This is a genomic window from Rahnella aquatilis CIP 78.65 = ATCC 33071 (assembly GCF_000241955.1).
Classification (GTDB): Bacteria; Pseudomonadota; Gammaproteobacteria; order Enterobacterales; family Enterobacteriaceae; genus Rahnella; species Rahnella aquatilis.
This window is the reverse complement of sequence record NC_016818.1, coordinates 928,835-954,202: the sequence shown is the minus strand read 5'-3', so window position 1 is coordinate 954,202 and position 25,368 is coordinate 928,835. Positions and strand designations below refer to the sequence as shown.

At 52.0% G+C, this 25,368-nt stretch carries 22 protein-coding genes and 3 tRNA genes; 9 read left to right on the top strand and 16 right to left on the bottom strand.

All coding sequences use genetic code 11. The annotated features are described in order from the left end of the window. Position 1: 1 nt before the first annotated feature. Both RAHAQ2_RS04365 and RAHAQ2_RS04360 read right to left on the bottom strand, forming a co-directional pair. Positions 2–922 (bottom strand): transcriptional regulator GcvA, encoded by a 921-nt coding sequence (locus RAHAQ2_RS04365; protein WP_013574178.1) that lies wholly within the window; start codon positions 920–922, stop codon positions 2–4. Positions 923–1,416: 494 nt separating this feature from the next. Next, complete coding sequence (locus RAHAQ2_RS04360) at positions 1,417–1,638, bottom strand: YgdI/YgdR family lipoprotein (RefSeq protein ID WP_015696077.1); 222 nt, start codon at positions 1,636–1,638, stop codon at positions 1,417–1,419. A 187-nt stretch (positions 1,639–1,825) separates the two neighbouring features. On the opposite strand from RAHAQ2_RS04360, the gene csdA reads away from it, so the two are divergent. Both csdA and csdE read left to right on the top strand, forming a co-directional pair. Continuing rightward, positions 1,826–3,031: a cysteine desulfurase CsdA gene (csdA, locus tag RAHAQ2_RS04355; protein WP_015696076.1), complete on the top strand. Its 1,206-nt coding sequence runs from the start codon at positions 1,826–1,828 to the stop codon at positions 3,029–3,031. Positions 3,032–3,051: 20 nt separating this feature from the next. Beyond that, on the top strand, positions 3,052–3,489 hold the full coding sequence (gene csdE / locus RAHAQ2_RS04350) for a cysteine desulfurase sulfur acceptor subunit CsdE (RefSeq protein ID WP_015696075.1): 438 nt from the start codon (positions 3,052–3,054) through the stop codon (positions 3,487–3,489). Here csdE and tcdA read toward each other — a convergent pair. Further along, a complete protein-coding gene (tcdA, locus tag RAHAQ2_RS04345; RefSeq protein ID WP_015696074.1) occupies positions 3,477–4,292 on the bottom strand; it encodes a tRNA cyclic N6-threonylcarbamoyladenosine(37) synthase TcdA in 816 nt (271 codons plus the stop codon). The genes csdE and tcdA overlap by 13 nt on opposite strands. A gap of 60 nt (positions 4,293–4,352) precedes the next feature. Continuing rightward, the gene (mltA, locus tag RAHAQ2_RS04340) at positions 4,353–5,465 is read right to left on the bottom strand and encodes a murein transglycosylase A (RefSeq protein ID WP_015696073.1); all 1,113 of its coding nucleotides are present in this window, start codon (positions 5,463–5,465) and stop codon (positions 4,353–4,355) included. A gap of 220 nt (positions 5,466–5,685) precedes the next feature. On the opposite strand from mltA, the gene RAHAQ2_RS04335 reads away from it, so the two are divergent. From RAHAQ2_RS04335 to RAHAQ2_RS04325, 3 genes are all read left to right on the top strand, one after another. After that, a tRNA-Met gene (locus tag RAHAQ2_RS04335) sits at positions 5,686–5,762 on the top strand. Between the two features lie 62 nt (positions 5,763–5,824). After that, positions 5,825–5,901 (top strand) — tRNA-Met (locus RAHAQ2_RS04330). Positions 5,902–5,974: 73 nt separating this feature from the next. Next, a tRNA-Met gene (locus RAHAQ2_RS04325) sits at positions 5,975–6,051 on the top strand. Between the two features lie 100 nt (positions 6,052–6,151). Here the strand turns inward: RAHAQ2_RS04325 and amiC are convergent. Then, on the bottom strand, positions 6,152–7,402 hold the full coding sequence (amiC, locus tag RAHAQ2_RS04320) for an N-acetylmuramoyl-L-alanine amidase AmiC (protein WP_015696072.1): 1,251 nt from the start codon (positions 7,400–7,402) through the stop codon (positions 6,152–6,154). A gap of 228 nt (positions 7,403–7,630) precedes the next feature. Between amiC and argA the strand changes: the two genes are divergently transcribed. Then, a complete protein-coding gene (gene argA / locus RAHAQ2_RS04315; protein WP_015696071.1) occupies positions 7,631–8,956 on the top strand; it encodes an amino-acid N-acetyltransferase in 1,326 nt (441 codons plus the stop codon). Positions 8,957–9,031: 75 nt separating this feature from the next. Here argA and ptrA read toward each other — a convergent pair whose 3' ends face one another. From ptrA to rppH, 9 genes are all read right to left on the bottom strand, one after another. Next, entirely contained in the window at positions 9,032–11,917 is a 2,886-nt protein-coding gene (gene ptrA / locus RAHAQ2_RS04310) for a pitrilysin (protein ID WP_015696070.1), read from the bottom strand. A gap of 302 nt (positions 11,918–12,219) precedes the next feature. Then, complete coding sequence (locus RAHAQ2_RS04305) at positions 12,220–12,564, bottom strand: prepilin-type N-terminal cleavage/methylation domain-containing protein (protein ID WP_015696069.1); 345 nt, start codon at positions 12,562–12,564, stop codon at positions 12,220–12,222. Then, a complete protein-coding gene (locus RAHAQ2_RS04300) occupies positions 12,557–12,994 on the bottom strand; it encodes a YgdB family protein (protein WP_037040497.1) in 438 nt (145 codons plus the stop codon). The genes RAHAQ2_RS04305 and RAHAQ2_RS04300 overlap by 8 nt, the downstream gene beginning before the upstream one ends. A gap of 47 nt (positions 12,995–13,041) precedes the next feature. Beyond that, on the bottom strand, positions 13,042–13,629 hold the full coding sequence (locus RAHAQ2_RS04295; protein WP_015696067.1) for a prepilin peptidase-dependent protein: 588 nt from the start codon (positions 13,627–13,629) through the stop codon (positions 13,042–13,044). Continuing rightward, on the bottom strand, positions 13,620–14,114 hold the full coding sequence (locus tag RAHAQ2_RS04290) for a prepilin peptidase-dependent protein (RefSeq protein WP_274378168.1): 495 nt from the start codon (positions 14,112–14,114) through the stop codon (positions 13,620–13,622). Before RAHAQ2_RS04290 ends, RAHAQ2_RS04295 begins: the two co-directional genes overlap by 10 nt. Before the next feature lie 245 nt (positions 14,115–14,359). Continuing rightward, positions 14,360–15,154, bottom strand: coding sequence for a thymidylate synthase (gene thyA / locus RAHAQ2_RS04285; protein WP_015696065.1), 795 nt, complete (start codon positions 15,152–15,154; stop codon positions 14,360–14,362). 6 nt (positions 15,155–15,160) lie between these two features. Beyond that, entirely contained in the window at positions 15,161–16,030 is an 870-nt protein-coding gene (gene lgt, locus RAHAQ2_RS04280) for a prolipoprotein diacylglyceryl transferase (protein WP_015696064.1), read from the bottom strand. A 182-nt stretch (positions 16,031–16,212) separates the two neighbouring features. Further along, positions 16,213–18,459, bottom strand: a complete 2,247-nt coding sequence (gene ptsP, locus RAHAQ2_RS04275) for a phosphoenolpyruvate--protein phosphotransferase (protein ID WP_015696063.1) — start codon at positions 18,457–18,459, stop codon at positions 16,213–16,215. 11 nt (positions 18,460–18,470) lie between these two features. Then, positions 18,471–18,998, bottom strand: coding sequence for an RNA pyrophosphohydrolase (rppH, locus tag RAHAQ2_RS04270; RefSeq protein WP_013574162.1), 528 nt, complete (start codon positions 18,996–18,998; stop codon positions 18,471–18,473). Between the two features lie 695 nt (positions 18,999–19,693). Between rppH and mutH the strand changes: the two genes are divergently transcribed. The 3 genes from mutH to RAHAQ2_RS04255 all read left to right on the top strand — a co-directional run bounded on the left by mutH (position 19,694) and on the right by RAHAQ2_RS04255 (position 21,910). Then, on the top strand, positions 19,694–20,380 hold the full coding sequence (gene mutH, locus RAHAQ2_RS04265) for a DNA mismatch repair endonuclease MutH (RefSeq protein ID WP_015696062.1): 687 nt from the start codon (positions 19,694–19,696) through the stop codon (positions 20,378–20,380). An 86-nt stretch (positions 20,381–20,466) separates the two neighbouring features. Beyond that, the gene (locus tag RAHAQ2_RS04260) at positions 20,467–20,685 is read left to right on the top strand and encodes a YgdI/YgdR family lipoprotein (protein WP_015689428.1); all 219 of its coding nucleotides are present in this window, start codon (positions 20,467–20,469) and stop codon (positions 20,683–20,685) included. Positions 20,686–20,869: 184 nt separating this feature from the next. After that, the gene (locus RAHAQ2_RS04255) at positions 20,870–21,910 is read left to right on the top strand and encodes an NADP(H)-dependent aldo-keto reductase (RefSeq protein ID WP_015696061.1); all 1,041 of its coding nucleotides are present in this window, start codon (positions 20,870–20,872) and stop codon (positions 21,908–21,910) included. Between the two features lie 61 nt (positions 21,911–21,971). Here the strand turns inward: RAHAQ2_RS04255 and lplT are convergent, their stop codons facing one another. Both lplT and aas read right to left on the bottom strand, forming a co-directional pair. After that, positions 21,972–23,183, bottom strand: coding sequence for a lysophospholipid transporter LplT (gene lplT, locus RAHAQ2_RS04250; protein WP_015696060.1), 1,212 nt, complete (start codon positions 23,181–23,183; stop codon positions 21,972–21,974). Continuing rightward, the gene (gene aas / locus RAHAQ2_RS04245; protein WP_015696059.1) at positions 23,180–25,345 is read right to left on the bottom strand and encodes a bifunctional acyl-ACP--phospholipid O-acyltransferase/long-chain-fatty-acid--ACP ligase; all 2,166 of its coding nucleotides are present in this window, start codon (positions 25,343–25,345) and stop codon (positions 23,180–23,182) included. The genes lplT and aas overlap by 4 nt, the downstream gene beginning before the upstream one ends. Positions 25,346–25,368: the final 23 nt, after the last annotated feature.

Here is a 25,368-nt window from a genome sequence, read left to right as displayed (position 1 = left end):
CTCACGCCTGATCGAAACGAAAGCGCAGTTTTTCCTGTTCGCTGGCTGCACGCGCGAGGATCCACTGACGAAAGGCGGCTATTTTACCCAGTTCTGCCTGACTGTCATGACAAACCAGATAAAAAGCATTTTTACTGATTAAAACCTCACTGAACGGACATACCAGACGCCCGGCCTCAATTTCGGTCTGCGCCATAACATTATTCACCAGTGCAATACCCTGCCCGTGGACGGCAGCCTGAACCACCATCGCACTGTGGCTGAAAATCGGCCCTTGCTGCACATTCACTTGTTGCAACCCAAGCTGTTTGGTGTACGCCAGCCAGTCGCGACGGGAGGCATCATGCAGCAATGTGTGATGACTTAAATCGGCGGGTTCCTTCAGCGGATTATCCCCCATCAGCAAAGAAGGAGAGCAAACAGGCAGTAAATATTCCGCATACAAACGCTCTGCCCGCAGCCCCGGCCAGTTACCCCGGCCATGGAATATGGCGACATCCACATCATCGGCCAATTTATCTTCTTCACGGTCTACCGCCTGGATACGCACATCGATGCCCGGATAAGCTGAGTTAAAGCCAGACAATCTTGGCACCAGCCATTGAATCGCAAAACTTGGCGGCAAACTGACGGTCAGTGCGCCTTTGGCACTGCGTGCCTGAAGTTTACGCGTGGCCTCATTCAGAGCAGAAAATATCTCTTTGATATCCAGATAATAGCTCTGCCCTTCTTCGCTCAGTAACAAAGAGCGATTACGGCGGCGGAACAGCTTTAGCCCTAAAAAGTCCTCAAGTGACTTAATCTGGTGGCTAACAGCAGCCTGCGTGACAAACAATTCCTCGGCAGCCTTAGTAAAACTAAGGTGGCGCGCTGCGGCATCAAACACCCGCAAAGAGTTCAGAGGCGGTAAACGTTTTGACATAGAATGGATACTTCTTATTCGCCGGTTAGCGGAACGCCTGTCCGTGGGTTTGGGTATTAGTTTTTTTAATCCGAGACATTATAATTTGTCCGTTGAGGATGTACAGGCAAAAACCTATAGTGGCGCCACTTCCTGAGCCGGAACGAAAAGTAGATTGGTATGAGGATGCTGAAATACTTTTGGCTTGTGGTTGTGATGTTGTGTTTGCAATTGTCTGGCAATCCAGACGCGTAGCTTGAATGCTACAAACTTTTCACTTCCTGTACATTACCCTGTCTGTCCAAAGTGATTTTTTAGCACCGCAATTTGCGGTGCTTTTTTTTGCCCCTTTTTTGCTGCAAAAGGTCGCAAAAATGCCCCACGGACAGCGCAAAGCAGCAGGAAGGCGAGCGCATAATGTGACAAAACCGGCCTCATCGCAAGAGGGCCGGTTTTGTCATAAAGCAAAGTGTGACGTTACCTGAGCAACTGCCTCAAGGTGTTCACATCAGGGATCAATTCCCTTCTGCCATTTCTTTGATTTCAGATTTATTGATCTGCTGCTTGTTGCCATACGCATCGGTATAACTGATCATACCGGTATCATTGTCCGTGCTAGGTTTGCCTTCAGCAACAATGGTACGGCCATCGTTGGTATGCATCACATAGTTGCTCGAACAGGCGGCCAGTGTTGTCGTCAGCAGTGCAGCTGAAATTACGGCGGCGATCTTCTTCATCATAGACTCCTTGCAGATTAATATGCTTCAAATTCCTGGTAAGACTCCAGGCTAATGCTTCTAGTCTTCGTAATTCAGCATAACAAACCTCTGATGAATTTCCAGGTAACCATTCCTAAAATGAATAAGCGGCTTGTGTTACAGATAAACCTGTTTTTTTAACTCAGGCCGAAGGATCTGATTTCGTATGACTGATTTTAACCCCGCAGATTTTCGTCAACAGTTTCCTGCGCTGTCTCAGGGCCAATGTTATCTCGACAGTGCCGCCACTGCCCTGAAGCCGCAGGCGGTGATCGAGGCCACCCTGAATTTCTATTCACAGGAAGGCGCCACCGTTCACCGCAGCCAGCATCGTGCAGCACAAAGCCTGACAGAAACCTATGAACAGGCCAGAACGCTGACAGCGCAGTGGATCAACGCGCCGCGTGCCGCGAATATCGTCTGGACGCGGGGAACCACAGAGTCAATAAATCTGGTGGCGCAAAGCTGGTTGCGTCCGCGCTTGCAGCCCGGCGACCAAATTATTGTCAGTCAGGCTGAACATCACGCGAACCTTATTCCGTGGCTGATGGTGGCTGAGCAATGTCAGGCGCAGGTTATTACGCTGCCGGTGGATGAATACGGCATTGCAGATATCACCGCCCTCTCCGCCCTGCTGAACAACAAAACCCGCCTTCTGGCACTGACGCAAATGTCGAATGTCACCGGCGGCATACCCGATATAGCCCGCGCTATTGAACTGGCACACGCTAACAACACATCCGTTCTGATCGATGGCGCACAAGGCGTTGTTCATTGCCCGCCAGACGTACAACAACTCGATATCGACTTTTATGCCTTCTCCGGTCATAAGCTTTACGGACCGACAGGCATCGGCGTGCTGTATGGCAAAACTGAATTACTCGAGAATATGGCACCGTGGCAGGGCGGCGGGAAAATGCTGACCCGGGCTTCCATGACCGGTTTTACACCGCAGGCCGTTCCCTATCGCTTTGAAGCGGGTACGCCTAACATTGCCGGTGTGATAGGCATGTCAGCAGCGCTGAAATGGTTAAATACCCTAGATCTGCAAGCGGCGGAGAAATATACGCAAAATCTGGCGAGTCTGGCTGAAGAGCAGCTTACCCAGATTGACGGTTTCCGCAGTTTCCGCTGTCAGAATTCCTCTGTTCTGGCATTCGATATCGCCGGTGTGCATCACAGTGATCTGGTGGCATTGCTGGCCGAACAGGACATTGCCTTGCGCGCCGGACAACATTGCGCTCAGCCATTGATGGACGCACTGGGCATCAGCGGAACATTACGGGCCTCATTTGCGCCGTATAATAATGAACAGGACGTTATGCGGCTGGTCGGTGCGGTAAAATATGCCCTCGACCTGTTAGCCGGTTAATTTATTTTTTGAGGAATACCATGATGTTAGCGCCACATCCTTTCGGCCATGAGATCACCGAAACCTCGCTGACCGAAAAGTTCGCGTCATTCCGCCAGTGGGAAGATCGTTACCGTCAGCTAATCCTGCTGGCGAAATCTTTACCACCACTGGATACGTCGCTGAAAACACCTGAAAACGAGCTGGCAGGTTGCGAAAACCGGGTCTGGCTGGGTGCGGAAAAAGCGGAGAATGGAACGATGCATTTCTACGGTGACAGCGAAGGTCGGATCGTTAAAGGTTTGCTGGCAGTACTGCTGACCACCGTAGAAGGCAAAACGCCAGAAGAGATATTAATGCGGGATCCGCTGGCGCTGTTTGCTGTGTTGGGGTTGCGTGAGCAACTGAGTACCAGCCGCTCCAGCGGGCTTGATGCGCTGGCAGAAGGCGTCATCACCCTCGCCCGTCAGGCTGCCTGAGCCTGACGCTGTGCTTTAGCCATCATTTTCTTCAATACGTGGGACACCGCGACAAAACCAAACGTCGCGGTCACCATCGTCGCCGCACCGAAACCAGACGCGCAATCCATGCGTTTGGGGCCTTCTGCGCTTGCCTTTGCAGCGCATACCGAACCATCAGCCTGCGGATACATCAACGGTTCGCTGGAAAATACGCAATCAATCCCGAGCTTACCTTTACTGTTCTTCACCACATTGAAATCATTTTTCAGACGTTCACGCAGTTTTGCCGCCAGCGGATCCTGAATGGTTTTCGCCAAATCCACGACGGAAATTTGGGTCGGATCAATCTGGCCACCCGCACCGCCTGTGGTCACCACCGGGATTTTAAAACGACGGCAATACGCCAGCAGTGCAGCTTTAGGCCGGACGCTGTCGATAGCATCAATGACATAGCTGAAGCCCTGATCGAGCATCTCAGCCACATTATCTGGCGTAATAAAATCATCGATGCAGGTGACTTTGCATTCCGGGTTAATCGCCAGAATACGCTGCGCCATGATTTCCGTTTTTGCCTGCCCGACATTTTCACGCAACGCATGAATTTGACGGTTGGTGTTAGTGACGCACACATCATCCATATCAATCAGCGTGATCGCGCCAATACCGGTGCGGGCCAGCGCTTCAGCCGCCCATGAACCGACGCCTCCAATACCAATCACACAGACATGCGCCTGCGAGAACAGCTCCAGCGATTGCTGACCATATAGCCGGGCAGTGCCGCCAAAACGTTGCTGATAAGCGTCGGAGTAAATAGCTGTCATGAAAAGATAAACCTCAGTGCGTTCGAAAACTTTGTCGGTTGAAATTTTGTCGTGTGAAAACTAGTTGGATGGCGCGAAGGCCGTAAACAATGGCTTGCCATTCTGCGCTGATTTTAACACCCAGACGCGTCCGTAGTGATTATAAAATCCTGCGGAGTGGCCGGCATCAGGGCCAATCCCCTGATACATATCGAAATGTTGTCCTTTAATGGCACCGCCGACATCCAGTGCAACCATCAGGCGCATATGATATTTACCGGTGAACTTGCCTTTATCGTTAAGTTCCGGCACTTCTGCCAGTAATGTTGTTCCTGCCGGGATCAGCGAACGGTCAGACGCCACAGAGGCTTTGGCAATCAGCGGCACACCGCTGGCGCCGCGAACCGGGGCAAAAGGCTCAGGTTTGAAGAAAACGAATGACGGATTCTGCTCCAGCAGTTCACGCACTTGTGCCGGTGTGTGGGTGTCCGCCCACTGACGGATCGCCTGCATCGACATGTTCTCGCGCGCCACTTCACCGCGGTCAATCAGCACCTTACCAATACTGCGATACGCGTGACCATTCTTGCCAGCGTAACCGAAGAACATGAACGGGCGACCATCGCCGTAATCAACATAACCGCTGCCCTGCACTTCCATCATAAAGTTATCCATCAGGGAATTGGTCCAGGCCACCACATAGTTATCGCTGAGGGCGCCGGAATAAATCGAGGCGCGATCAGGCAAACGGCCGCGCTTTGGCGGCATACGGTAAAGCGGATACTGGAATTCACCCTGCCGGGTATAGCGCGCCTGTACCACCGGCGTGTAATAGCCGGTCAGTTGCACGTTACCGAAATTGTCAGCGCCCTCCATCTGATAGGCACTGATGCCGTACTGGCTCAGATTGCGGGTATCAGCGCCGGAACGCAGCCATTGTTCTACAGCCTGGAACGTCGTGTTATTACGACCGTATAAAGAAGAAGAGGCAATTTGAACCGCGGCGACCTGATTAGAGTAATCCAGCGCATTCACCGGCTTGCCGGTGGCATTCGGCTCATTGACGTATTCGAGCGCATTATCCAGACGGCCATCTTTATACTGCTGGCCCCGGTCGGTCGGTCGCGAAGAACAACCCGCCAGCACCGCTATCACCAGACCACTCAGCAGATATTTACTCCAACGTCCTTTCATTATTGCCGCGCTCTCTTACATTCAGGTAAATGACTGGCGAAACGATAACAAACGCCCTATCAGAAAGGAATTGCCACAGCCGAAAAAAGTGTGCTGAGCCAAATTGAGCACCAAACGACGATTTTGTGGATAAAAAGCCAGCAACTAAGTGCTTTATTTGAATAAATTCAAAAAAGGGTTGCACGAAATCTCATGGGGAGTATAGTTCGCCTCCATCGGACGCGGGGTGGAGCAGCCTGGTAGCTCGTCGGGCTCATAACCCGAAGGTCGTCGGTTCAAATCCGGCCCCCGCAACCAATTCGATTTCGATGCATAAAATGCTCAGTTGAATTGTACGATGAAGTAAAGCAGTATACGGACGCGGGGTGGAGCAGCCTGGTAGCTCGTCGGGCTCATAACCCGAAGGTCGTCGGTTCAAATCCGGCCCCCGCAACCAATTCGAGACCGATGCATGAAGATGCTCAGTTCGGATAATGTGATGAAGTAAAGCAGTAATTAGTAGTGACGGACGCGGGGTGGAGCAGCCTGGTAGCTCGTCGGGCTCATAACCCGAAGGTCGTCGGTTCAAATCCGGCCCCCGCAACCAACTACTAGAAAAGTTAAAACATCAGGCACCCTAACGGGTGTTTTTTTGTTTCTGAATTCCGGCAAACTACGGAAATAATCATCCCGCATCCAGCCTGGACTCATGCCCTCGCTGACATCCCACCTTCTGCGAAATACGCTTTGATCCCGGCCAGAATGGACTCCGCCACCTGCTGCTGAAAATGCGCAGTCCGCAATTTCTTCTCTTCATTAATGTTACTGATAAACGCCGTTTCAACCAGAATCGACGGGATGTCTGGCGCTTTCAATACCGCGAATCCGGCCTGATCTACTTTATTTTTGTGCAGATGATTAATCTTGCCCATACGTGTCAGCACTTCTTTGCCAAATTTCAGGCTGTCGCTGATGGTTGCCGTCTGAACCAGATCAAATATGGTGTGATCCAGATACCGGTCGCCGCTTTTACTGACGCCGCCTATCAAATCAGATTCATTCTGTGTTTGTGCGAGAAAACGTGCTGCGGAACTGGTTGCGCCTTTGGTTGACAGCGCAAAAACCGACGAGCCTTTTGCCGCCCGGCTGGTAAATGCATCTGCGTGAATAGAAATAAAAAGGTCTGCCCGCAGTTTACGTGCCTTTGCCACGCGAACTTTGAGCGGAATAAACACGTCTTCATTACGGGTCATATGCGCTTTCATATTGGGTTCACGCGCAATCAGCTTCTGTAATCTGCGGCCAATCTGCAAAACGACATCTTTTTCACGGGTCTTGTATTTGCCAATCGCACCTGGATCTTCGCCGCCATGGCCGGGATCAAGCATGATTACCAGTGGCCGGCTTCGTCCCGCCTGACCGTCTTTCGCTTTTTCCGGAGGTAACGTTCGCGCGACATCTCCGCGGTTGTAATCTTCCAGTAACGCCAGCAGCGGATCATCCTGAGCACTGATCTCACCCTCCTGCGGATACAGATCCACCACCAGCCGGTTATGGAATTCAGCGACCGGTTTCAGCGTGAAGACATGCGGATTGATGACACGCTTTAGCTCAAACACCAGACGAACCGTTTTAGTATCAAACTGCCCCACCCGCGCCTGCCGGATATAAGGATCACTTTGCTGGACTTTTTCACTCAGCCCCTTGAGTACACTGTTGAGATGCACGCCTTCGATATCCACCACAACGCGCGACGGATCGCTGAGCAGGAACTGCTTATATTTTAAAGGAGTGCTGGATTCGAGGGTTATTCGGGTATAAGTAGACGAGGGCCAGATGCGTACGGCGATAACTTGCGAGCTGGCCGCAAAACCCACTTTACTCACGCTGAGCATCCAGGAAGCAGCTACGGTTTGCAGGAGGCGTCGTCTTCCGGGATTGTGAGTATCGTCAGTCATGCAGTCTCAAAAAGGTCCAAAAGTTAAAAATAGCTGATAAAAAACTCAGTTTACGAATTCTAGCGAATCGTATCCTGCATGTCATTCCTAAACATTTATTCGATTTATCAATTTGTTGACTGTTTGTGACGGGTGTTAAAACAAAAACAGAGATTTCTTACTTGCCACAGGGCCATAAAAGAATAAAAATACAAAAATTACGAATAAAAATTCATACGAGGTTTTGCCGTGAAGGAACGTAGTACTGAACTGGTTCAGGGATTTCGCCACTCAGTTCCCTATATAAATGCTCACCGTGGCAAAACATTCGTTGTCATGCTCGGTGGAGAAGCCATTGAACATGAGAATTTCAGCAATATTGTCAATGATATCGGCCTGTTACACAGTTTAGGCATCCGTCTGGTAGTGGTTTATGGCGCCCGTCCGCAGATTGATGAGAACCTCTCTGAGCACAATTACGAACCGATTTATCATAAAAACATTCGCGTCACCGATGCCCGCGCGCTCGAACTGGTTAAGCAAGCCGCAGGTCTGCTACAACTCGATATCACAGCGCGGCTGTCAATGAGTCTGAATAATACGCCGCTCCAGGGTGCGCATATCAACGTCGTCAGCGGCAACTTTATTATTGCTCAGCCGCTGGGCGTTGATGACGGTATTGATTACTGTCACAGCGGCCGTATCCGTCGTATTGATGAAGAAGCCATTCACCGTCAGCTTGACAGCAATGCCATTGTCTTGCTCGGTCCGGTCGCAGTTTCGGTTACCGGTGAAAGCTTTAACCTGACATCAGAGGAAGTAGCGACACAACTGGCGATCAAACTGAAAGCGGAAAAAATGATCGGCTTCTGCTCTTCTCAGGGCGTGATCAATGAGGAGGGTAATATTATTTCCGAGCTGTTCCCCAACGATGCGCAGCAAAGAATTGATCAGATGGAATCCAGCGGCGATTATCTTTCCGGCACCGTTCGCTTCCTGCGCGGCGCGGTGAAAGCCTGCCGCAGCGGCGTACGTCGCAGCCATCTGATCAGTTATCAGGAAGACGGTGCGCTGATTCAGGAACTGTTCTCGCGCGATGGTATTGGTACGCAAATCGTGATGGAAAGTGCCGAGCAAGTTCGTCGTGCAACTATCAACGATATCGGTGGCATTCTGGAACTTATCCGTCCGCTGGAACAACAGGGTATTCTGGTACGTCGTTCCCGCGAACAGCTGGAAATGGAAATCGATAAATTTACCATTATCGAGCGGGATAACCTGACCATTGCCTGCGCGGCGCTTTACCCGTTCCATGATGAAGGGATTGGCGAAATGGCCTGCGTGGCGGTTCACCCGGACTACCGCAGCTCTTCACGCGGTGAAATGTTACTGCAACGCGTTGCCAGCCAGGCGAAACTCATGGGGCTGAACAGGCTGTTTGTACTGACGACCCGCAGTATTCACTGGTTCCAGGAACGTGGCTTTAAGCCAGCGGAAGTGGATGTATTACCGATTCAGAAACAGGAAATGTACAACTACCAGCGTCGCTCAAAAATACTGATCGCTGAACTGTAAAAAGTGCCCAGCATCTCATCGGTTGTAAAAAAGGACGCTCCCGCGTCCTTTTTATTTTCTTTGCACATCAGCATGTTATTTATCAGCGCGCGGTTCCAGCGCCTGTTGCAACGTGGATGTATCAGGCCAGGTTTTAAAGCCCTCAGGCGCCGCGTATTGTGGCGTTTTGCTGTCATTACCTGACACCTGTGACAGCATCGTCAGGCCATCCTGCTTAATGACTGCCTGATGGAAGTAATCAGCCAGCTGAGTTTGCGTCAGCCCGGCAATAACCCGGATCACATTCGTGCGGGTATCAAATTGCGGATTGCCGCGACTGAAATCATTCCCCAGACGATCGGCTTCCTCATCTAACGTCTGCGGATTTTGCTGCATTTCGTTTACCAGTCCCTGTTTGTATTGCAGGAACTCCTCATCCTTCATTTCACGCAGACGTTTTTCAGCCTGCGGATAAAATGCCAGATAGCGCTGATACAGGTAATCAGGTTGCTTACTGTTACTTTGCAGCAGGAACCCAATCCCCCACTGTTTTCCTACCGGAATAGGAAAAGCAAACACCGCGTAACCCAGTTGTTCCTGTGTCCGAAGCTGGCTGTAGAACCACGGCTGAATAATCTGTCCCAGCAAAGCGCTGTACGCCATGCCCTGAACTTCATCATAACCGGTGGGAACATATACCGCAGCCAGCGCTGAGTCCGTACTGGTCCCGATACGCTGGATGTTGGCTTTCAGCGGCTCAGTCACCACGGCCTGCTTTCCACGCCACCACTGCGTTCCATGCGCGCCCAGCTTTTGCATGATTTGCGAAGACATCGCTTTAACCTGATCAGCCGTCATGTTCCCCACGACCATCACTTCCACGGCAGCATGGTGAACCAGTTGTTCACGATAGGCGTTAACGTCATCCAGGGTGATGGCGGAAACCAGTTTTTCACGCTCGCTGCGCTCAGTATAAGGCACCCGCGAAAGCAACTGCACCGGTTGCAACGCCAGCTCAAAGGCTTTTCCTTTATCTGCTGAAGCCAAACGCTCGAGATACCATGATTTTGCCTGATCAAGCTGTTCCTGAGTCGGTTTGAAATCGGGGTAGTTATCGACCAGCGCGGCCAGTAAATCTGGCAGGCACTCGGTGAAACCCGTAGCAGTAAATTGCAGACCGTTATCCGGAGATGTCCCGAACGTGATCCCGCCAATGGATGCCTGATAACTCAGTTGATCAAAAGCCACACCGGTGAGGTAATCCGTCAGGCCATACAGCACCTGATTTTTAGCGGTGCTGAGCGACTGCTCATTGCGAAAAGAAACGGTGACATTTGCTTTAGGCTCATCAGCAAAATACCGGCTCGGCATGTAGAACACACGCAAGCCCTTATCCTCAACCAACAGCTCAGGTTTCGTCGCTGTCGAATCTTTAGTGACCAGCGCAAGCGAATCAGGAATGTAAGGATTCAGCGCTGGCAACGACAGCGAAATCCCCTGCCCCAGCGCCTTCCACTGCGAGTAAGTTTGCGGGGAGACTTTATCAATCTCGTAAGGGGCATTAACAAAATAGGCCATTTTATTGTGCGGTTCGTTCGGACTGATGATCCAGTAACGCGCATTTTGCGGCGTCATCTCAGTGAGCCGTGATTCAATCGCTTTGGGATCATACTGGTCAGTCAGATAAGGCGAGTCGAGAACGTGCTCGACAGGAACGCGCAGCATGGTATCCACCAGCCATTCGACGTAATCCATATCACGCGTCAGCGCCGGATAGCGGAAATCGAGCGCCATAACATGGGCAATTTCATCAAAATAGGATTTCCGGATCCCCTGCGCGCGTATTTCGTTGAGATAGCTAAAAATGGCCGAAATAACTGTGTCGCGCTGCGCCAGCCCCTTATCAGTCAGGGAAACAGAGATATTGAATACGCCCATATTACGGTTAACCATCGGGTCCGCACCTGCGCTGATCCCATCGGCGTAGCCCTGTTTCTGTAACCAGTCAGATAGAGTATTCGGGCTGCGGTTACCTATCAGGTAGCTGATATAAGTATCGGTTTTACTGCGAAAATCAGCACTGTTGTTATCAATTGCAAATTCAACCCGTAATTCTTTGCGCGGCTGTGCAGGAACGAAATGGATAAACTCACCCTTTTGGTCTGCAGTTAATGTCGGGACCGTAATCGGCGGCACGGCTGCGTGGTGATTGGCGATCTGACCAAAGGTTGTGGAAGCCAGCTCAGCAAGTTCAGGCAACGTTTTATTGCTGTAAATCACACCGACCATCAGGTTGGCGGAATAGTAGCGCTGATAAAAAGCCGTCAGTTGGTCATGAAGCTTACTGCCAGGTTTATCTTTCAACGTATCCAGATTTCCCCCTGAGAACCGGGCTGCCGGATGCTGGGGGTTTAATGTTTCTGCGCGAACTTGCGCCATCCGCATGCCGTCACGCGAACGGGCCATGGTCAGTTCAGCGTTCACCGCATTACGTTCACGGTCCCCGTTGGCGGGGTCTAACAACGGTTCGCCGATAGCATCCGCAAGGCGATCTGCTGCTTCTGGCAAGGCATCGTTTTCGACTTCAAGATAAAACGCGGTTCGATAAGAGGCTGTGCTGCCATTGTGGCTGCCACCGTGTTTCTTAAGGAATTCAGACAGGCTTTCCGGCTGAGGATATTTCTTCGAGCCCATCAGCAACATGTGCTCGGTATAGTGGGCAAGACCTAACTGAGAATTAGGATCTTCCAGCGAACCCACAGGAATGGCCAGTGCAGCGAGTGATTTAGGTGCCTGAGAGTCAGAAACCAGCAAAACGGTCATATCATTGGCCAGTTTTATTGCCTGATACTGACGAGGGTCGTTCTGACTTTTATTGATAGCTTGTGCAAAAGGCTGCCAGTCGGCAGCACTTGAAACAACAGGAACCCAAAAGGTCAATAACAACAGTACCCCGGAAACGCGGGTAACCTGTTTTAACATTGCCACTCTCCCTCAATCGAATAAACGTGCCACACGGGCAATAAATACACGGTTCAACAACAGATGAACCTCAACAAGCTGTTTTGAGCGGTTGAGTCTGTTCAGACCCCGCAGAAACAGGATAGTTGTGAAAAAAATCGAATCGGGATTTTCTTCCTGTGTTCCGTCACGTTTTAGCCATAAAGCCAATTACTCCCAATAGGGAAAAATCACCCTGTTAAACCACTCTAAGCTGTTAGCCCGCCATTGCAAGTGGCTTAACCGTATTTTTGCCCGGCAGTATGCGGCTGGCAGGTACAGCTTCAGAGGCTCAAATTGCATACCAGGCGTCGCAATATTGCCTGATATTTTGTCGGCGTTTGAATTGTCGCAGTGACCAACTTGCAGGATTGTGCGTCTGAAGTGCCAGTAATCAGATATTCCCACTCTTTCGCAAAAGGCTCTGTACCCTTTCCTGCCACTGAATATGCTTCAAGCTGTGAATGGGCTTCAGACCACGCCTGCTGAACCTGCCACTGACGCATAAAACCCTGGCTCAGTGACTGGTAATAATTCAGCAGCCCCAGAAGGGAAACTGACAAGAGCAACATGGCGATTAGCGCTTCCGTGAGGCTGAAACCTTGCTGTATTGAATAGCTTTTATTCATTGCAGATCTGCTCATCACTCTCAGGACAAAAATCCAGCCATCCCTGTTTCAGCGGTGAAAAAATCAGATCCCCGTCAGCCTGCTTGTTGATACTGACTTGCTGATACTGCATGACAGGCTCATTGCCTTCAGCCATTCGACCTTCACCACGAACCAGAAAGATATCCTGACGCAGCGAAGGCCGGGCACACGCCCTGCCACTTCCTGAAACAATGATCCCTGCCGCCACATCCCGGCACTGCCAGTAAGAATCATGACTGTCGCTCCATGGCTGCCCTATGCCCCATACCAATGCTGAAGCCGCATTTTCCCAGGCAACAGCATAGCGATGCTGATTTGACGTGAGCGCAAGTCCGGCGGAAAGTTGCTGTTGCAAAGAGTTTAGAGCAATTAACCCTAATCCCATCATCACCAGAATACTCAGGATCATGGCGCTCCCCTGCTGCCTGAATGACTCGTTTCTTTCGGTTAGTGTTGTCATAAAACATGGCCTGCGACCATCTCGGTGACCTGACGGCGGATAAAAGAATTTTTACTCCAGTGGGCTTCCAGTTGCAGAGAATACAGTCGGCCGGAGACAGTTTCTGCGACCTCTGTAACCGTAAACCGGGTCACGTTGACTTCAGCAGGGTCAAGAAGTTTTTCCCAGCCCGAACCGCCGCAATCATCTGCGCCGCGCTGAATTTCAATACCGCCCTGCCGTAAACGATAACCAAAGTATTCAGACTCCGACGTACCGGCTTTATCCCATATTCCGTTACGGTTAAGATCATAGATAACAATGATGCAGGAGCTGGCCGCCTCGCCGGCAGCGTTGCCGATGATGAAAGATTTACCCTCACAGTTTCCGTTACAAAAGCCGGCCCGGCGGATATCTTTGCCAATAGCAAAAGTGGTCTGGCGCAACAGTTGTTCGAGCTGATAATGCCAGCCAAGACTCTGGCTTCTCTGGCGCATAAGCGGATAGATTTGCGCGGCACTGAGCATCAGCATGCTGCCAATTCCCATGGCAATCATGACTTCAGGCAGTGTGAATCCCTGACAGCGGGCCATATTCACTGGCATAACCCGATGCCCAGTAAAGGCTGATTTTCACTACACATACGTAACCGTCCTCTGACGGAAAGAATGATTCGCAAACTGCCTGCTGAATTTTTCATCGTGATATGCCCGGCAATTGCTGCATTGCGCAGACCGTAAAAACCCATGTTTTTATCAGTGGAATCGAGCAATTCGATATCCGGTTCCGCAATGGAAAATATTTTACCCTTCGCAACGTGACATGCTGAAGGACGAGCCTGTGTGCCCACACAACCACGGAACCCGCCAATCACCCATAAAACTGCCGGGCGATTGTAGTTATTAGCTTCAGCCTGCATACCGGATAGATACAAACGCAACTGCTGAGCAGATTGTTCAAGCTTCAATGCCTGCTGGTAACTGCGCCAGCTGTGGATCCCCCACAATGTACACATGGCGACCAGAGCCACAACAACCATCATTTCGATCAACGACATTCCCTGCTCTCCTGCTCGCTCAAATGTTTTCATGCCGCCAAAATAGACGTTTAGATTTTTATCGCCATCGGCAAAGTTATTTTTTCCAGGATGTCTTCAGAGCAATCGCTGCAACAAAACACATGCAACAGAAAGTTTGCGTGATGTCTCGCAGGGATAACATCATGATGAAAATCGGAATAGGAATCGTCAGGGAAAGGTGTAAAAAGTGCTGCAAGAAACGTGAGGAGAGATAAATCACCGCCTGACAAGGCTGTCAGGCGGCACACGACAAAGAATCAGATCGCCACAGGCGCTTTGATTGCGGGGTGCGGATCGTACCCTTCAATCTCGAAATCTTCGAAGTTGTAATCAAACAGGGAGGCCGGTTTGCGTTTAATCACCAGTTTTGGCAATGCACGAGGCTCACGTGTCAGTTGCAGATGTGTCTGCTCCATATGGTTGCTGTACAGATGCGTGTCACCACCGGTCCAGACAAAGTCACCGACTTCCAGATCACACTGCTGTGCCATCATATGCACCAGCAGCGCGTAGCTGGCGATGTTAAACGGCAGACCAAGGAAGATGTCGCACGAACGCTGATACAACTGGCAAGACAGTTTTCCGTCGGCCACATAGAACTGGAAGAAAGCATGGCAGGGTGCCAGCGCCATCTGATCCAGTTCACCCACATTCCACGCCGACACGATAATGCGGCGTGAATCAGGGTCTTTTTTCAGTTGCTCAACCACGCTTGCCAATTGGTCGATTTGCCTGCCATCAGCCGCGCCCCAGGCACGCCATTGCTTGCCATAAACCGGGCCGAGGTCGCCGTTTTCGTCAGCCCACTCATCCCAGATGCTGACATTATTTTCACGCAGATAGGCGATGTTAGTCTCGCCTTTCAGGAACCACAGGAGTTCATGAATGATTGAGCGCAGGTGACAGCGTTTGGTGGTGACCAGCGGAAAACCGTCCTGCAAGTTGAAACGCATCTGATGACCAAAAATCGACAACGTGCCCGTACCGGTACGGTCGGCTTTAGGGGTGCCCTCATCAAGCACTTTCTGCATTAAATCCAGATACTGTTTCATGTTACCTCACGACAATTGTTTCTGCGGACGGCGATATGCCCAGACCATCACAATCAGGCCAATGACCACCATTGGAATGGACAGAACCTGCCCCATGCTGATGATCCCGTCGAACAGGCCGAGCTGTGCATCCGGCTGGCGGAAATGTTCAACGATGATGCGGAATAAGCCATATCCGATCAGGAACAAGCCTGACACCGCGCCCATCGGGCGTGATTTACGGATGAATACGTTCAGAATGATGAACAGCACGACGCCTTCGAGCAGCAGTTCATACAGCTGGGAAGGATGGCGTGGCAATACGCCGTACTGGTTCAGCAGAGGTTGCCATTTAGGGTCAGCAGCCGCAATTGCGATATCTTCCTGACGTGAGCCCGGGAACAGCATCGCCCATGGCACATCTGTGGTCACACGACCCCACAGTTCACCGTTGATGAAGTTACCCAAACGGCCTGCGCCAAGTCCAAACGGGATCAGCGGAGCGATAAAGTCCGAAACCTGGAAGAAGTTGCGTTTGGTACGATGGGCAAAAATCAGCATGACCACGATCACGCCAATCAGGCCGCCGTGGAAAGACATGCCACCATCCCAGACCTTGAAAAGATAAAGCGGGTTATCGAGGAATAAAGGCAGGTTGTAGAAGAAAACGTAACCGATACGACCACCGAGGAATACCCCCAGGAAACCGGCGTACAGTAAGTTTTCAACTTCATCTTTTGTCCAGCCGCTGCCTGGCTTATTGGCACGGCGTACCGCCAGCCACATCGCGAAGACAAAACCGACTAAGTACATCAGTCCGTACCAGTGAAGAGATACCGGTCCGATTGAGAAAATCACCGGATCAAACTGGGGAAACGCCAGATAGCTGTTGCTCATCTATCACCACAAATTGTTTATCATTATTGCCCGGTCAGGGGCCAGCAGGGAGCGAATAGTAGCATAGCCGGAAGGTTTTCCGGGGCTAAGCCGCTGGAAAAGTTCTGTAAAAAATCATCTCATCTTGCGCCGGCAAGCGAGCAGGATGAGAGTAACACGGTACAAAGCATGGCATCCGGCGCTTATTTCCCCCCACGGATCAGACCGCCCAGCCCGCGTCTTTCCATAAAAGCAGCGGTCATATGACGAACGTCCGTCGTGAAATGCGCCTGTAACACCCGGCTGGCCAGCTCTTCAGCATCATGTAGTTCGATACGGCGAAGCAGGTATTTTACACGGGCAACACTGCGCCCGTTCATGCTGAGATTACGAAAGCCCATACCGGTAAGCAGTAATGCCCCCATCGGATCACCCGCCATCTCTCCGCACAAGCTGACATCCAGTCCGGCCACCTCAGCGGTGGTGACAATTTGTTTGAGCACCCGCAGCATCGCCGGATGCAGGCTGTCATAAAGCCCGGCGACACGGGTATTGTTGCGATCAACAGCCAGCAGATATTGCGTCAGGTCGTTGGTGCCGACGGAAATAAATTCCACTCTTCCGGCCAATGCAGGCAGCATAAAGACCATCGACGGCACTTCGATCATCACGCCAAGACGGGTATGCGGCAGCGCGTAACCCAACTGTTCTTCCACTTCACGTCCGGCGCGATCGATTAAACGGCGTGCCTCATCAATCTCTTCAAGGCTGGTGACCATCGGCAGAAGAATACCGAGATTTCCGGTTGCGGCATTGGCACGCAACATCGCACGAACCTGGATCAGGAAAATTTCAGGCTGATCGAGGGTAATACGAATACCGCGCCAGCCCAGACAAGGGTTCTCCTCGCTGATCGGCATATAAGGCAATTGTTTATCTGAGCCGATATCCAGCGTTCGCAGTGTCACCGGCTTTTGCGGAAACAGCTGCAACATGCCCTGATATTGCGCGACCTGCTCTTCCTCAGAAGGGAAGCCGCTTTGCAACATGAAAGGAATTTCGGTGCGATACAACCCGACGCCGTCAACGCGGCTACCGAACAGTTTTTCGTGATCCGCACTCAGACCGGCGTTGAGCATCACTTTCACCCGTTCGCCGCTTTTCAGCGCTGCGGGTTGCTCAACGTCATCTTCAGCCTTCTGACTCAGCTCCATTTCTTCACTGATCAGACGCTTGTATTCCGTAACCAGTACAGCTTCCGGGTCAATCAGCAACTCACCCCGGTAGCCGTCAACGATCAGTTGTCGCTGGCTGAGCAGTGCGGGCTGAATATCGGCACCCATAATGGTCGGCACCCCCATCGCACGCACTAAAATCGCCGCATGCGAGTTGGCTGCACCGTCGCGAACTACCACGCCTGCCAGCCGGTCTTGCGGCATTTCGGCCAGCAAAGTGGCTGTCAGTTCATCGGCAACCAGAATAAAACGTTCCGGCCACTGTGTGTTGCCCTGGATCGTATCATCAAGATGGAATACCAGCCGCTGGCCCAGCGCGCGTAAATCGCTGCCACGCTCACGCAGATAGGTATCCTGCAAGCTGGCAAACTGCGCCGCAAACTCTTCTACGACCTTTTTGACTGCCCACTCTGCGACTGCGCCCTGATCTATCTGGGCGAACAGTTCGCGCTTGAGCCGCGCATCATTAAGGAGGTGAGAATAAAGGTCAAAAATCGCCGCGCTTTCTTTCTGCGCACTCGCTGCAAACCGTTTACTGAAACGGCGGAACTCTGCACCGGCGTCTTCCAGAGCGCGGGTCAGACGTTCGCGTTCACGCACGGTATCCAGCGTAGACGCCATATAAACGTGATCGAGCGAAGGTTGTGAGCTGTCCTGCCAGCCAATACCGATGGCCACCCCCGGCGATGCAGCAAGCGCACGAACGCGCGTCTGGCGAAAGCGCCCGTAAAGCACATTAAGCTGTGCCTGAGAAAGGATCGCCGCCAGCTGAGTGGCGAGTGTGACCATAAACGACTCTTCACTTTCGTCGAACTGCCGGTGTTCGCGTTGCTGAATAACCAGCACGCCCAGCAGCTGACGACGGTGAATGATCGGCACACCCAGAAAGGATCGGAAAAGATCTTCTTTTACGGCAGGAATATATTTGAAGCTGGGATGGCTCTGCGCATCAGCAAGGTTGATGGGCTCAGCCAGACGCCCTACCAGACCGACAATCCCCTGATCAAAGGCCAGCGTAATAGTCCGCCCGCGAGGTTTTTTCAAACCTCGCGTCGCCATCAGATAATAACAACGACGGTCATTGTCAGCGAGATAGACGGAACACACTTCCGTGTCCATCGCCAGGCAGGTTTCATTGACCAGTACGTCCAGCGCATCATTAAGGCTGGACGCCATTGCTACCTTTTCAACAATTTCTCGCAAACGCGTGAGCATCTCTTCGTGACTTAGCCTCTTTTACGACGATAAGCGGGTGACGTCCTGGGAAGGGAGACTTCCTGCATCGGCATAATAGTCGTGGAAAACTCTTTCATTACACGCCGGTAAACATCGCGTTTAAATGACACCACCTGACGAACCGGATACCAGAAACTCACCCAACGCCAGCCATCAAATTCAGGCGTACTGCTGCGCTGCATATTGATGTCAGCATCGTTACACATCAGTTGCAGCAAGAACCATTTTTGCTTTTGGCCGATACAAACCGGCTTTGTGTCCCAACGCACCAAACGTTTCGGCAATTTATAACGTAACCAGTTACGGGTTGAAGCCAGAATACGGACATCTTTACGGCCAAGCCCCACTTCTTCAAACAGCTCGCGGTACATGGCCTGCTCAGCGGTTTCACCAGGGTTTATGCCCCCTTGTGGAAACTGCCAGGAGTGCTGGCCGTATCGTCTGGCCCACAACACCTGACCCTGCTTGTCACAGATTACAATACCAACATTCGGGCGGTAGCCATCATCATCGATCACCGGACTACCTCAATAGCTTAAACTCATAGATGTTCTGATTGTTTCATACTACCAACAGGCGGTAAACCACTGGTTAATGCCGATCCGTATGAATAAAAATGGGATAACTCACAGTTATACGCCGAGTTATAAACAGATTTTAGAAATCATCCGCAATTTTATTCACTTTTTCTGTGGATAGGTGTGTGAAGAACTTCAGAGTAAGCGGGGTAAAACTCTTCTTAACTTATTTTTAGCGGGAAAATATAACTTTATAAAAACCTTTAACAACAAAGAATTAAAAACATAAAGCAGAGTTATCCCACGGTTAAAAATGAGAGTTATATCACACCGGCAAGCAATCTGGCGAAAGATCCACCAATGTCGTTTTTATCCACAGCGATCGTCTAAAAGTTGACGTCATTGCCCCAAAAATTGCATAAAACCCCTCCCGTCAAGCCTGTAAATCGAACCAGTGATCGAATTCAGGCAGGGTTATCCAAGAAATCTGTGGATAAGTAGGTGGAAGATCCTGTTCATTGTCGCCTTCAACAGGTGATCAACCTAATCATTGAGGCACAAAAAACGCCAGAAACCTAAAAAAAACCTAAGACAAATCATGCTATTATTTCATTGCTCCACAGGGATAACTTTTTATTCACTGTGCATGACAAAAGCAGTACGAAATTTAATCTACCGAGTGAGCTTTTTTTTTTATGTCTATTCCGTTACCTGCCACCCGGCCTCCGCACAATGAACAGGAACTGTTACACCGCGCACAATCGCTGGCGGGTCATACGTTGGGTGAACTCGCCGCACGCGCTGGCCTGCCCATTCCTGAGAACCTTAAACGGGAGAAAGGCTGGGTGGGTATGTTGCTCGAGGTATATCTCGGTGCCATTGCAGGAAGTAAACCCGAGCAGGATTTCGCTGACATTGGCATTGAACTGAAAACGATCCCGGTTGATTCCCGTGGCAAACCATTGGAAACCACGTTTGTCTGCGTAGCACCTTTAACCGGTAACAGCGGCGTGACATGGGAAAACAGCCATGTGCGCCACAAACTGGCGCGGGTTTTGTGGATACCGGTTGAAGGTGAGCGCCAGATCCTCCTGGCTGAGCGCCACATCGGGGCGCCTTTATTATGGCAACCCTCCGGGGAAGAAGATGAGCAACTGCGTCAGGACTGGGAAGAACTGATGGATTTAATCGTTCTGGGTAAAGTCGAAAGCATCACAGCCCGTCATGGCGAATATCTGCAAATTCGGCCCAAGGCCGCCAACAGCAAAGCGCTGACGGAAGCGATCGGCGAATTGGGGCAACCCATTTTGACGCTGCCGCGCGGCTTCTATTTGAAGAAGCGTTTTACCGCGGCGCTTCTGGCCCGCCATTTTCAGCTTTAACTGATATCATTTCCCGCTGTCTGCGGGATAGTTTGCTACGCTAAATATCTCTATCTTCGGTACAACAAAAAGGAACGTTAACGATGATGAAAAAAACTTTAATGGCAGCCGGTGCTGCGCTTGTGGTGTTGAGCCTCGCAGGCTGTGCCAGCGACTATGTCATCTCAACCAAAGACGGCAATATGATCCTGACCGATGGTAAACCTAAGCTGGATAAATCTACCGGACTGTTGAGTTACACAGATGAACAAGGCAACGATCGCCAGATCAATAATGACAATGTCAGCCAGGTGATGAAGCGTTAAGCACTACGCCTCTTAACCCGTCGCAGAGCCAGTTCTCAGGACTGGCTTTTTGTTATTTTATCCACCGACCGCGTCGTTCCTCCCGCACACACTGCCACTTCCCCCATCTGCCAGCCTTGTATATAGTCAGTTAAGGCGCTTTTTCTAACAGGCTGACATTCTCAGATATAAAGGAAGACCGGCAATGCAATATCACCGTATACCCCACAGTTCTTTAGAAGTGAGCTTACTGGGACTTGGCACCATGACTTTTGGTGAACAAAACAGCGAAGCCGACGCCCACCAGCAACTCGATTACGCCGTTGCGGCGGGTATCAACCTGATTGATACCGCAGAGATGTATCCCGTTCCGCCGCGTCCTGAAACACAGGGGCTGACGGAAACCTATATCGGTAGCTGGCTGAAAGCCCGTGGTAATCGTGAGAAGATCGTTCTGGCGAGCAAAGTTTCCGGGCCTTCCCGGGGTAATGACAACGCCATTCGCCCGGCTCAGATGCTGGATCGCAAAAATATCCGCGCGGCACTGGATGCCAGTCTGCAACGTCTGAATACCGATTATCTGGATCTTTACCAGTTGCACTGGCCTCAGCGCCAGACCAATTACTTTGGCAAACTGAGTTATCAGTACACCGAAGAGCAGTCTCCGGTGACCCTGCTGGAAACACTGGAAGCACTTAATGAACAGGTTCGTGCCGGTAAAATCCGCTATATCGGGGTCTCTAACGAAACTCCGTGGGGCGTGATGCGTTACCTGCAACTGGCTGAGAAACACGATCTGCCGCGTATCGTTTCGATTCAAAACCCGTACAGTCTGCTGAACCGCAGCTTTGAAATCGGTTTGTCGGAAATCAGCCAGCACGAAGGGGTCGAACTGCTGGCCTATTCCAGCCTGGCGTTTGGTACACTGAGCGGTAAATACCTTAACGGTGCGAAACCGGCCGGGGCACGTAATACGCTGTTCAGCCGTTTCACCCGTTACTCATCACCGCAGGCTGAAGCGGCGATTGCCGAATATGTCGCGCTGGCGAAGAAACGTAACCTGGATCCTTCTCAGATGGCGCTGGCCTTTGTACGTCAGCAACCGTTTGTGGCCAGCACGCTGCTGGGCGCAACCACGCTCGAACAGTTGAAGATCAACATCGACAGTCAGGATCTGACACTCGATGAGGAAATCCTTGCTGATCTGGAAAATATCCACAAACGCTTCACCATTCCTGCGCCGTAAATCCTGATTGCAGGCAACAAAAAAGGGCGCTGAGCGCCCTTTTCTTTTTTCAGATGCCAGATCACGCCAGACGGCGTTTCTGCATATTTTTCCAGATCCACAACCCGGCAATCGCCAGCGCGAACACCACACCGAACCCGATGCCAATCGCCACTACCGGCGCACCTGCCATCACCACCAGCGAATACAAGCCGAGCATCAGCAGCATGGCGGTGTTTTCACCCAGGTTCTGTACCGCGATCGCGTTACCGGCTCCGACGGAAATCTTACCGCGATGCTGCAACAATGCATTCAGCGGCACCACAAAGAAGCCGCCTAAAATCCCCACCACTACCAGCACAATGTAAGCACTCACCATGCTGGTTTGCAGCGCAAAGACCACCACGGCGATACCAATGGCGACACCTGCTGGCAGGCAGCGTTTCACGGTTTCCAGACGGATTAACTTCGCCGCCGCGCCCGCACCAAACACAATCCCGATCGCCACCATCGCATTCAGCAACGTCGGGGTTTTGTTATCGGTGATGCCCAGCGCCACGGGAACCCACAGCACCAGCAGGAAACGCAGCGTCACGCCCGCGCCCCAGAACAAGCTGGTACCGACCAGCGAGAAGCGGGTTTCGCCATCCTGCCACAAGGCTTTGCAGGCAGAGAAAAACGTCCGGCTCATTTTTGCCGGATTCCACGACTGCCCCGGACGCGCCGGGTTCAGCTTCGGAATAAACCAGTTTGCCGCCACTGCCGCGCCATACGCCAGCACACAGATACCGAGCGCCGCCAGAATGCTCCAGTCAGCCAGTGCGCCACCGGCCACAGAACCCAGCAGGATCGCGGCAATAGTAGACGCTTCCATCAGCCCGTTGGCTTTCACCAGTTGTTCTCCACTGGCGATCTCGCCCAGAATGCCGTATTTCGCCGGTGAATAAGCCGCAGCGCCAATGCCGACCAGCGTATAGCCGAGGAACGGATTCAGTCCGGCGCAAATCACCGCCGCACCCGCCAGTTTCAGCAGGTTAGCGACCATCATCACGCGGCCCTTCGAGAAGCTGTCGGCAAACTGCCCGACAAACGGCGCGAGGATGATATACGTCGCCACAAACGCCATTTGTAAAACGGGCTGGCTCCAGTCGGGGTAAAGCTGTTGTTTAATCAGCGCCAGCGCGGCAAACAACAGCGCGTTATCACCGAAGGCCGACAGGAACTGCGCCACGATCACCGCCGTCATACTCTTTGACATCAGCGGCCCTGCGGCCGCCGTTAAAGGCTGACTCATGCCTCACTCTCCGGGTTCTCTGCCATCTCGCGCAGGGTGACAAAATCGGGTTTACCGCTGCCGAGCAACGGTAACGCTTTAACGACGCGAATCTCACGCGGCACGGCCAGTTCCGGCAGCCCCAGCTCACGGGCGGCTTTACTTAACGCATCACGACGTAATTCAGGATCGGTGGTAAACAACACCAGCGCCTCGCCTTTGCTGGCATCGCTGCGGGACGTCGCCGCGTGCTGTTTATCCGGTGAGGCGCTGATCGCCAGTTGTTCGACACTTTCCAGCGAGACCATTTCCCCCGCCAGTTTGGCAAAACGTTTCACGCGGCCACGAATGGTGCAGAAACCTTTTTCATCCAGCGTGACGATATCGCCGGTGTCATACCAGCCCGCCTGCATTTCGCCTGCGGCATTTTCAGCCTGCGGTGTTTCCAGCACGCCCGGATTTTCAACGCGCAGGTAACCCTTCATGATGTTCGGCCCGCGCAGTTGCAGACGTCCGCCCTCCTCAATGCCCGGCACGGTAATCAGACGAGATTCCATACCCGGCAAAATCTTGCCGACGGTATTCACTTTGGTCGCCATCGGTACGTTGATCGCCACCACCGGTGCGCACTCGGTCACGCCGTAGCCTTCCAGAATGCGGATACCGAATTTGTTCTGCCAGATTTCTTTGGTGCTCTCTGCCAGTTTCTCCGCTCCGGCGACCACATACCGCAACCGTGCAAAATCATACGGATGCGCAAAGCGGGCATAGTTTCCAAGGAACGTTGAGGTGCCGAAAAGCACCGTACAGTTCTGGTCGTAAACCAGCTCCGGCACAATGCGGTAATGCAGCGGGCTCGGATACAAGAACACGCGGGCACCGGTGAGCAGCGGCGTTAACAATCCGACCGTCAGGCCGAAGGCGTGGAACAGCGGCAGCGACGACATAAACCGGTCACGCGGCGTGAAGTCAGCAACGGTACGGATTTGCTCGACGTTAGCCAGCAGACTGGCGTGTGAATGCACCACACCTTTCGGATTGCCTTCAGAACCGGAGGTAAACAGTACCAGTGCCGCATCATCGGCTTGTTGCGGCAACATCGCGCGGCGCGGGAAAACCAGATGGAACAGGATCCACAGCTTATCCTGCGTGGTCACCGTGTCTTTCAAATCTTCCAGATAAACCCAGTTCGCCTCCGGCACGTTCTCCGGCAGATGCGTCAGTTTGCCTTTCTCAAGGAACTGGCGGGAGGTAATAATGGTTTTGATCTGCGCCGCTTTCATGGCGCTTTGCAGCCCTTTGGCACCCGCCGTGTAGTTAAGCAACGCCGGAATACGGTTACGCATTGACGCGCCAAACAGCGCCGCCGCCATAATGGTGGCATTTGGCAACAGCATCCCGACATGCTCACCTTCACGGGTAAAACGTTGCAGGATACGGCTGACACCGAGACATTTTTTCAGCAGGCCCTGATAGGAATCTTCTTTGAAGGCGATATCGGCGATGCAGGGTTTGCGGCGGCCATAACGGGTTTGCGCGGACAACAATGCCTGATATAAAGTTTCCGGCTCGCGGGTATCCATACGCGCCTGCATCATGATTTTATGCAGTTGCTCACCGGCGAGAACACGTCGCTCGCGGGAACGCGGTGCATCCGGCATCGCAATCCTGGTCGGTGGTAACAGATTGATGGTGACTTTCGGGAACCAGCGGATTTTAAAGCTGCCGAACAGCCGGCCAAACGGCGTGTATTCCGGCCCGTCGATACGCACCGGGATCACCGTTGCGCCAGACTTCGCCGCCACAAAGGCCGCGCCGTCATAAATCTTCATTAATGAACCGGTAACCGTAATACGACCTTCCGGGAACACAACCACCGGACGCCCTTTCTCCACTTCGCGGATCAGATGCTTAATCGCCATCGGCTTGGTCGGATCCAGCGGCATGAAATCCACGTAGGGTTTCAGCCAGCGCATAAACCAGCTTTCCGTGATGTCGGAGTACACCGCAAATACCGGTTTGATCGGCAGGAAAAGCACCAGCAGCATGCCATCGATAAACGAGACATGATTTGGCGTGAGGATTAAACGCGGGTAATCATAATTGTTTTTCACCGGGGTCACGGTAACCCTGAACATCAGGCGGAAAAGCCACCTGAATGCGGCGAAAAGAAAGTTATACATATTTGCCATCTCCTTATGTGTCA

What these genes read in the sequence shown, in the direction of transcription:
- tcdA (WP_015696074.1), bottom strand. Translation starts at nt 4,292, where the DNA reads ATGACAGCTATTTACTCCGACGCTTATCAGCAACGTTTTGGCGGCACT.
- ptsP (WP_015696063.1), bottom strand. Translation starts at nt 18,459, where the DNA reads ATGCTCACGCGTTTGCGAGAAATTGTTGAAAAGGTAGCAATGGCGTCC.
- RAHAQ2_RS04300 (WP_037040497.1), bottom strand. Translation starts at nt 12,994, where the DNA reads ATGATCCTGAGTATTCTGGTGATGATGGGATTAGGGTTAATTGCTCTA.
- RAHAQ2_RS04360 (WP_015696077.1), bottom strand. Translation starts at nt 1,638, where the DNA reads ATGAAGAAGATCGCCGCCGTAATTTCAGCTGCACTGCTGACGACAACA.
- mltA (WP_015696073.1), bottom strand. Translation starts at nt 5,465, where the DNA reads ATGAAAGGACGTTGGAGTAAATATCTGCTGAGTGGTCTGGTGATAGCG.
- RAHAQ2_RS04305 (WP_015696069.1), bottom strand. Translation starts at nt 12,564, where the DNA reads ATGAATAAAAGCTATTCAATACAGCAAGGTTTCAGCCTCACGGAAGCG.
- thyA (WP_015696065.1), bottom strand. Translation starts at nt 15,154, where the DNA reads ATGAAACAGTATCTGGATTTAATGCAGAAAGTGCTTGATGAGGGCACC.
- mutH (WP_015696062.1), top strand. Translation starts at nt 19,694, where the DNA reads ATGTCTATTCCGTTACCTGCCACCCGGCCTCCGCACAATGAACAGGAA.
- RAHAQ2_RS04365 (WP_013574178.1), bottom strand. Translation starts at nt 922, where the DNA reads ATGTCAAAACGTTTACCGCCTCTGAACTCTTTGCGGGTGTTTGATGCC.
- RAHAQ2_RS04290 (WP_274378168.1), bottom strand. Translation starts at nt 14,114, where the DNA reads ATGAAAACATTTGAGCGAGCAGGAGAGCAGGGAATGTCGTTGATCGAA.
- amiC (WP_015696072.1), bottom strand. Translation starts at nt 7,402, where the DNA reads ATGACTGACGATACTCACAATCCCGGAAGACGACGCCTCCTGCAAACC.
- aas (WP_015696059.1), bottom strand. Translation starts at nt 25,345, where the DNA reads ATGTATAACTTTCTTTTCGCCGCATTCAGGTGGCTTTTCCGCCTGATG.
- csdA (WP_015696076.1), top strand. Translation starts at nt 1,826, where the DNA reads ATGACTGATTTTAACCCCGCAGATTTTCGTCAACAGTTTCCTGCGCTG.
- lplT (WP_015696060.1), bottom strand. Translation starts at nt 23,183, where the DNA reads ATGAGTCAGCCTTTAACGGCGGCCGCAGGGCCGCTGATGTCAAAGAGT.
- RAHAQ2_RS04295 (WP_015696067.1), bottom strand. Translation starts at nt 13,629, where the DNA reads ATGCCAGTGAATATGGCCCGCTGTCAGGGATTCACACTGCCTGAAGTC.
- ptrA (WP_015696070.1), bottom strand. Translation starts at nt 11,917, where the DNA reads ATGTTAAAACAGGTTACCCGCGTTTCCGGGGTACTGTTGTTATTGACC.
- RAHAQ2_RS04260 (WP_015689428.1), top strand. Translation starts at nt 20,467, where the DNA reads ATGAAAAAAACTTTAATGGCAGCCGGTGCTGCGCTTGTGGTGTTGAGC.
- RAHAQ2_RS04255 (WP_015696061.1), top strand. Translation starts at nt 20,870, where the DNA reads ATGCAATATCACCGTATACCCCACAGTTCTTTAGAAGTGAGCTTACTG.
- csdE (WP_015696075.1), top strand. Translation starts at nt 3,052, where the DNA reads ATGATGTTAGCGCCACATCCTTTCGGCCATGAGATCACCGAAACCTCG.
- lgt (WP_015696064.1), bottom strand. Translation starts at nt 16,030, where the DNA reads ATGAGCAACAGCTATCTGGCGTTTCCCCAGTTTGATCCGGTGATTTTC.